Genomic DNA, 7,788 nt, shown 5'->3' with positions numbered 1-7,788 from the left:
CTCCCCCTCTTCAAATTCCCCCTTGCTTAAAAGCACCATTTAACAGTACATATATACTAAAGTGTGAAAAGTAAACAGTCGCCCAACATATTGACGGGCGACGGTTACTAAATAAATTGTCAATTGTCCTGTTTGGGTAGCAGTGCGATGATTTGGTCAACAAACTGTTGATGGTCAACAACTGGTTTAGAGATGTAACCATCAGCACCGCTCTGCTTGAGAAAGTTCTCGCGATCGCCTTCCATCGCGTGTGCCGTTACCAAAATAACAGGTAAATTTGCTGTTTGTGGATCTGATTTCAACATTTGTGTAATCTTGATACCATCAACAGACTTACCTTGGTAAACACTTCTTGAGAGAGAAACATCCATCAAAATAATGTCTGCTTCACCGGAAGAGGCAATTTTCATTACCTCTTCCACATTTTCAGTATGTTTCACCTCCAAGCCACCGCGCTTGGTCAAGATTTTGGAAAAAACACGAGCATTAATTAAATCGTCTTCGACAATCAAAACAGTTTTCATGAGAATTTAAGTTATAGGGGTGAGGGAAATTACCACTTCAATCAAAACAGTTGTCTAACGACTAAAAAAAATCAATGTGTATCCCCATCATATGACGGATAATACTACTGATTTTTGCTTTATGACTATCAAGATGGTATTAATAATTTCATTTCATCCGTTATGCTGTGGTTGCTGCTGTGTTCATTTATAGAGATTTTTGTGTAGTGAAAATTCAGGGAAAAAACTCATGGCAAAACAGTTAAATCTTCTCTCAACGGGACAGGTAATCACCACAGCCCTGCACACGGAGATGCAACGGTCTTACCTAGAATATGCCATGAGTGTGATTGTCGGGCGGGCATTACCAGACGTGCGTGATGGCTTAAAACCTGTGCATCGGCGCATTTTGTATGCCATGCACGAACTCGGTTTAACCCCCGACAGACCCTATCGTAAGTGTGCCCGTGTAGTCGGAGACGTACTGGGTAAATATCATCCCCACGGCGACCAATCGGTTTATGACGCTTTGGTTCGGTTGGTGCAGGAGTTTTCCAGTCGGTATCCCTTATTGGCAGGACATGGCAACTTTGGCAGTGTGGATAACGACCCACCCGCAGCAATGCGCTACACAGAAACGCGTCTTGCAGCCATCAGCCATGAGGGAATGCTGGCAGAAATTGGTGAAGAAACAGTGGAATTTATCGGTAATTTCGATAATTCCCAACAAGAACCAACAGTGCTACCAGCACAGCTACCGTTCTTGTTGCTAAATGGCTGTGCGGGTATTGCCGTAGGAATGGCAACAAATATTCCACCACACAACTTAGGAGAAGTAGTTGATGGGTTAATTGCCCTAATCGACAATCCTGATTTGAGTGACGAAAAATTATTTCAGTTAATTCCGGGTCCAGATTTTCCCACCGGCGGGGAAATCATTGGTAATGCAGGCATTCGCGAGGCATACACCACCGGGAAGGGTAGTATTGTGCTCCGAGGAGTTGCCCAAATAGAGGAAATGGCACCAGTTAGGGGTAGCAAACGGCGAACAGCAATAATCATTACGGAATTGCCTTATCAAGTGAATAAGGCAGCTTGGATTGAGAAAGTAGCGGAATTAGTCAATCAAGGTCGCTTGCAAGGAATTTCCGATCTGCGGGATGAAAGCGATCGCGAAGGTATGCGCGTAGTCATTGAACTCAAACGCGATACTAAAGAACAGGATGTTCTTGGGCATTTGTATCACCAAACCGCTCTGCAAACTAATTTTGGGGCAATTCTTTTAGCGATCGTTGATGGACAACCGCGTCAGCTAAGTTTGCGTCACCTACTGCAAGAGTTTTTAAGTTTTCGCGAACAGACTCTCAACCGTCGCTACACTAATGAATTACAAAATGCAGAAAGTCGCCTACATTTGCTCGACGGCTTGCTAAAAGCATTATCTAACTTAGATGATGTCATTGAAATTTTGCGGCAAGCAGCTGATGGTGCTAGCGCAAAAATAGATATGTGTAGCCTGCTCGATTTGACTGAAGTCCAAGCAGATGCAATTTTAGCTATGCCGTTGCGACGTCTCACCAGTTTAGAACAGCAAAATTTACAGCGGGAATTTGAGCAATTAATTGACGAAATTGACTTATTACAACGGTTGCTCAACGACAGAAAAGAGTTACTCAAAGCACTGAAAAAAGACTTGCGTACTCTCAAACGCAAGTACAGCGATGCTCGTCGTACTAAACTTTTGGCTCTTGATACCCAGACTCATAGACTCATAGAAGACAACCAGACAAGCAATAAGGAGGAGAATCCCAAATCCCAAATCCCAAATCCCAAATCTGAAGAGCCAGCAGAAGAAGTTATTTTAGAGTTTAGCCACCGGGGGTATGTGCGTCGTACTCAGCCATCAGCGAAAAAGCCGAAAGCTGACAACGGTTTGCCGGATAATGACTTCATTATCCAAACAGCACTGACTGATACAGACAAAGAGTTAATGGTGTTAAATAGTGGTGGCAAAGTCTACCCTGTGAACGTAGGAGATATTCCCCCAACGACTGGACGTTCTCCACGGGGAAAACCACTGATAACCATGCTTAGTAGTACTGCTCAAGGCTCTCAAGAAGCTGTTATCAACCGCTTTGTGCTACCACAAAACGCCGAAACCTCGCAAATGATTCTTTTGACAAAGCAGGCACGAATTAAGCGCCTCTCCCTTGGGGAATTTACTAACCTGACTCGTCGCGGAATTACAATTTTAAAGTTAAAAGACGATGATGAATTGTTATTTACCCAATTTGCTACTCCTGGAGAACATCTGATTGTTGCCAGTTCTGGTGGACGATTGTTGAGGTTTCCGGTAAATGATGAACAACTACCGATTATGGGTCGTACTGCTGTCGGGTTGCAAGCATTACGGCTGTTGAAACATCAGCAAATGGTCGGCTGTGTAACATTTGCCAAGGATAGTAATTTGTTGTTGGTTACTCAAGAAGGATATGCCAAACGAATACCAGTGAAAGATTTCAAACTAGCTAATCGCGGTGATTTGGGTACGCAAGCGCTGAAGTTTAAAAGTAAAACTGACAATCTAGCTGGTATGGTAATGGCGATCGCACAAACTGAGGTAGCACTAGTCACAAATCGAGAGCGGGTAGTGCGTCTAAGTGTAGAAACAGTGCCTTTCTTCGGCAGAGATGCTACGGGTGAAAGCGTTCTTCAGCTTAACCGCGATGAAAAAATCATCACCGTGGCTGAAGTGCGTTCTTAAACAGAGCGATATTAAAGCTGACACCAGAAATGAAAATTTCTGGCAAGTTATACCGTTTGACTTGAAGTTTGATACTTCGGGGCAGCAGCTTTGCAGGGCGCAAAGAATAATTCACATCAGTCTTTTCGTGAAATGGTATTAATTTATCTGACAAAATTTAATCTTTAAATCGACAAAACTCACCTGAGTAGTAGAGGCGTTCCGGGGGAACGTCTCTACTATTTAAATGCAAATTATTACTACTAATTTAAAATACTGTGTATAGCGGCATTCGCCCATAACTTCAAAGCTAAAGTTAAAAAAATCTTGATCAGAGGCACTCTAGCAGAGGAAAAGGTACAAACCGAGTGAAAAGCACCCCTGACCCTTTTCTCCCGCTCAGTTGTTGCTCCACCCGCAAGTGGCGTGGTTTTTCTCCCCTGCTAAGAGCTCCCAGCAAATCGCTGCTTTTTCACATCTGACACCAAAATAGATAAAATAGTTAGTAGTTTATCTCAATAAATCTATGAGTTGTGACAAAGCAAAACTGAAGCGCTCTGTAACCTCAGCCTTAATGATTCACGTTCAAGTCTATTTCTTAGTCTGTTCTTAATATCAGTGATTGCTATCAAAGTCAACAAAACATCACAGTTTTTTCAATATCATGTTGCAAAGTCGAAAAATATTGTTATATTAGTTTACATAGAGTAATAAAGTTTCGTAAATCCACTCTGGAGCACTAGCTATGACTACAAATACTACAAAAACTACCGTATCCGTAATCGAAGATCGCAATGCTTGGCGTTGGGGCTTCACCCCACAAGCAGAAATTTGGAACGGTCGCTTGGCAATGATTGGCTTTTTAGCCGCCGCTTTAATTGAGATATTTTCTGGTCAAGGCTTTCTACACTTCTGGGGCATCCTGTAATATTTGAAACGATAAATATCTTAATAAATAAAAAAACCTGGGAGTGTTAATTCACCTCCAGGTTTTTTAGGTTAATGGTTGGAGCATTGTTAGTGGGCATTGAGAAAGCGTTTTTCCTATTCCGCTTTATCCTCTTTAAATTCCCACTATCAACGCTCCCGCGCTCCTACCTGATATATTCCTTAAGAACGCTGTTGCGATTTGGGTGGCGTAGCTTGCGGAGTGCCTTCGCCTCAATTTGACGAATCCGTTCGCGGGTGACGTTGAAAATTTGTCCAATCTCTTCTAGAGTCTTCATGCGACCGTCATCCAAGCCGTAGCGTAGTCTCAGAACATCGCGTTCGCGGGGGCTAAGACTGTCGAGGACTTTTTCTAGGTCTTCGCGCAGAAGATTTTTGGAAACTTGGTCTTCTGGGGTTTCGCCATCTGACTCAATAAAATCGCCGAGTCGGGAATCTTCTTCTTTGCCAATAGGCGTTTCTAAAGAAATCGGCAGTTGTGCAGATTTAGCAATAAACCGCAGCTTCTCAATGGTCATTTCCATACGAGTAGCGATTTCTTCTTCAGTGGGTTTGCGACCCATTTCTTGAGAAAGCAGCTTGGTGGTTTTCTTAATCCGAGAGATGGTTTCATAAAGATGAACCGGAAGTCGGATAGTGCGAGATTGATCGGCGATCGCACGAGTAATTGCTTGACGAATCCACCACGTAGCGTATGTAGAAAACTTATAACCTTTTTCGTGGTCAAACTTTTCGGCTGCGCGAATCAAACCTAGGCTACCTTCCTGAATTAAGTCTTGGAAGGACAAACCACGATTCATATACTTCTTAGCAATTGAAACTACTAAGCGCAGGTTAGATTGCACCATCTTATCTTTCGCCCTGCGACCAACATGCAGGCGATAACGAAATGCTGGTAGCGGCAGTTGCACTGCTTCTGCCCATTCGCTATCCTTCGGATCGCGATCCAACTGTTCTAAAAGTTTTTCACGCGCTCTTTCTAATTCGAGTAAGTCGGCAATCTTTCGTGCCAATTCAATTTCTTCATCTGCCCGAAGAAGACGAATACGACCAATTTCTTGCAAGTAAAGCCGAATCGAATCTTCGGTGTAATGCTTTTTCTTGCTTTGGGTCCGGCGACGCGATTTAGCGGCTTTCCCAGACTTTGCGTCGTCCTCATCAGACTGAGGCTCTAAAAATTCATCGTCGCCTTCATCGTTAATAAGCAAGTCCTCTTCATCCTCGATTAAGAGTTCTTCTAACTCGAGCTCAGGCTGATTCATTATTTCTAGGTCAGGCTGATAAATGCTTTCGAGTACGTTGTTAGCCTGGTTCATGCCGCGTTCCTCATGCTCCTTGCAGAATCAATTCACGAAAGATGTTTTTAGTGCTCTTATAAATGAGCTTTTTGAAAACCGAAAATACAGGGCGAGTCGGAGAAAGCCACTAATATTTCCGGAATATTTAAGCCTCCCAAGGGAGGTGTTTCTAGCTTCACTGCGAAGCCGCCGTTTCCATCGACTTCTCATGATGAAAGTAAACGCCATAAGTGTTGGTGTTGCACATCACTTTTGACTAACTGGTCTAAAAAAGACTCATCTTCCTAAAAAACTCACCACTCCATATCAAACTAATATGACTGTTGGGAGATGTTTATGTAAAGACTGTTCCGATTGTAGCCTGTTTCACAGAAATTGCACTCTTTTTGTGTAATTACAATGAAGTCTTTAAGTAAAGTTGAGCCTGTTCTACCTAAAAAGTATTGAAAAAAGTAATTATACCCTTAAATTTTGCCAAATCTTTTTGGGATTTACAGTGGCATTATCATTACATTCAAACTGAGGTATAATTGCTTTTATCTATTTTCTAAGTATGATGTCAAACATTAACTACTTAGAAACCGTGCATTCAATGTTAACTCAGTTTAGATGTTTGAGTGCAGCCCTTTTTACATTTACTTCATATCTTACTGAGTGATAATTGGCGCTTCTATAGAATCGCCTTCAAGCTAAACAGTTGGGATGCGATGAATGCTTCATCGAGTGCTTCTGTTTTTATGATTGATTAAGCTTACCTTTAGGCATTCGCTTGGGATCTGAACAGTTGTGTTGCTCATATTCAAGCACTCAACTGGATTTTTTCCAATCACCTAAACTGAGGAGTTAAGGTATTGGGCAGAATCAGCGCTCCCTAAATTCGGTCTTAATCACACCTTAGCGCAAGAAGTTAAATTTCAGCCTTATGAAACTTGACAAACTGTTCTTATTGTATACAACGATATTTTAATCAATTCACAAAAGATTTGACACGTGAGATTATAGATATTAGCCTACAAAGCGTCAAAACAGCATGGAATTTATGCGAAATTGTCACTTGTGCTACAGTACATGAAGATATTAGCAAGTTTTTGACAAGCTGCTGGAGAGCGCTTAAAAGCCAGAAATTTGAGCCAAGAGCAAGGACTAGGGTCAGATGAAGGCAGAGCGCGTTAGCTGTAGATGCTCCGGTGAAACAGCGACTACTAAACTTTAGACTACTTCCATCGCTCTTATTAGAGCCTCAGTAGTAGAGCTACCTAATTTGCACTAAATTTAACAAAATTACGCAAAATCAGGAATTATTTCCGGAAAAACTTGACAAAAAATCCTTTTTATGATTTTTTCAATATTTATCTTTGCCTTATTTTTCAGCTTCAAAAGTTCAACTGGCAGGGTTTTTGACATTTAAATGGTTAAACATAATAATTAACTAAAGGGCTTTAATAAAACTATTTAATAAGAATATTTCTCAAATCAAATTTTTGTGTACTTCTTATAAAAGCAAGGCACAAAAAAGCCCCCAGTTATTGCTGATTGACTCAACTGAGGGTTATTTAGTTGGCTTAACTATCATTTGCTATCCGGTGCTTAAGACTTACTTAAAATTGGGTGGCAGAATTACTTTGTCAACTACATGCACAATGCCGTTGCTAGCGGGAATGTCAGCCTGAACGACTTTAGCACCGTTGACTGTGACTGTGTTGCTGGCACTATCAACTTTTACTGTTACAGGAGTACCCTCAACTGTTTTGACTTTTCCAGATGTTAGCTGGCTAGACGTGACTTGCCCAGGTATAACATGGTATCCCAAAAACTTGACTAATTTTGATTTGCTTTCTGGCTTGAGGAGTTTCTCTACAGTATCTTCTGGTAATGCGGCAAAAGCGGCATCAGTAGGTGCAAATACTGTGTAAGGTCCTTTCCCAGTCAATTGTTCAGTTAAACCTGCGGCTTGTACTGCCTTTGTTAAGGTTGTAAATGAACCCTGACTGGCTGCTGTCTGTGCCAATTCTCCCAAATTTTGGTTTGCAGTTGTGCCAGTGGGTGTTGGTACGGCAGAAGGAACAGTAGTTGCTGGAGTTTCCGCTGTTGTGGGGGGAATGGTTGTCTGAGTTTCTGTAGCGGGAGGAACTGTTGGATTTTCGGCAACAGGCTGGCTGTTACAAGCAGACAGAGCAACAAGACTGCCTACACTAATTGCACTGAACAATACTTTTGCGAAAATGCTGTTACTCTTTTTCATGGTGTGACCAAAAATCAAGATAAATCGATAACTATTTAAAAATTTTAATAATTG

General features: G+C 41.8%; 5 protein-coding genes. 2 read left to right on the top strand and 3 right to left on the bottom strand.

Annotation, left to right across the window (positions count from 1 at the left end):
* Window positions 1-119: 119 nt before the first annotated feature.
* Window positions 120-524 carry a response regulator gene (locus OGM63_RS20985; protein ID WP_089125371.1) on the bottom strand — a complete coding sequence of 135 codons (405 nt, stop codon included), beginning with the start codon at window positions 522-524 and terminating at the stop codon, window positions 120-122.
* Window positions 525-753: 229 nt separating this feature from the next.
* On the opposite strand from OGM63_RS20985, the gene gyrA reads away from it, so the two are divergent.
* Entirely contained in the window at window positions 754-3,267 is a 2,514-nt protein-coding gene (gene gyrA, locus OGM63_RS20980; protein WP_263747595.1) for a DNA gyrase subunit A, read from the top strand.
* Between the two features lie 724 nt (window positions 3,268-3,991).
* On the top strand, window positions 3,992-4,174 hold the full coding sequence (locus OGM63_RS20975; RefSeq protein ID WP_263747594.1) for a CAB/ELIP/HLIP family chlorophyll-binding protein: 183 nt from the start codon (window positions 3,992-3,994) through the stop codon (window positions 4,172-4,174).
* 166 nt (window positions 4,175-4,340) lie between these two features.
* On the opposite strand, the gene rpoD is transcribed toward OGM63_RS20975, so the two are convergent.
* Together rpoD and OGM63_RS20965 are read right to left on the bottom strand one after the other, a co-directional pair.
* A complete protein-coding gene (rpoD, locus tag OGM63_RS20970) occupies window positions 4,341-5,510 on the bottom strand; it encodes an RNA polymerase sigma factor RpoD (protein WP_263747593.1) in 1,170 nt (389 codons plus the stop codon).
* A 1,576-nt stretch (window positions 5,511-7,086) separates the two neighbouring features.
* Complete coding sequence (locus tag OGM63_RS20965; RefSeq protein ID WP_263747592.1) at window positions 7,087-7,734, bottom strand: fasciclin domain-containing protein; 648 nt, start codon at window positions 7,732-7,734, stop codon at window positions 7,087-7,089.
* Window positions 7,735-7,788 lie beyond the last annotated feature (54 nt).

It is taken from the genome of Plectonema radiosum NIES-515 (assembly GCF_025753815.1).
Classification (GTDB): domain Bacteria; phylum Cyanobacteriota; class Cyanobacteriia; order Cyanobacteriales; family Nostocaceae; genus Hassallia; species Hassallia radiosum_A.
The sequence above is the reverse complement of the archived record's forward strand: the minus strand, read 5'-3'. Positions and strand labels throughout refer to the sequence as shown.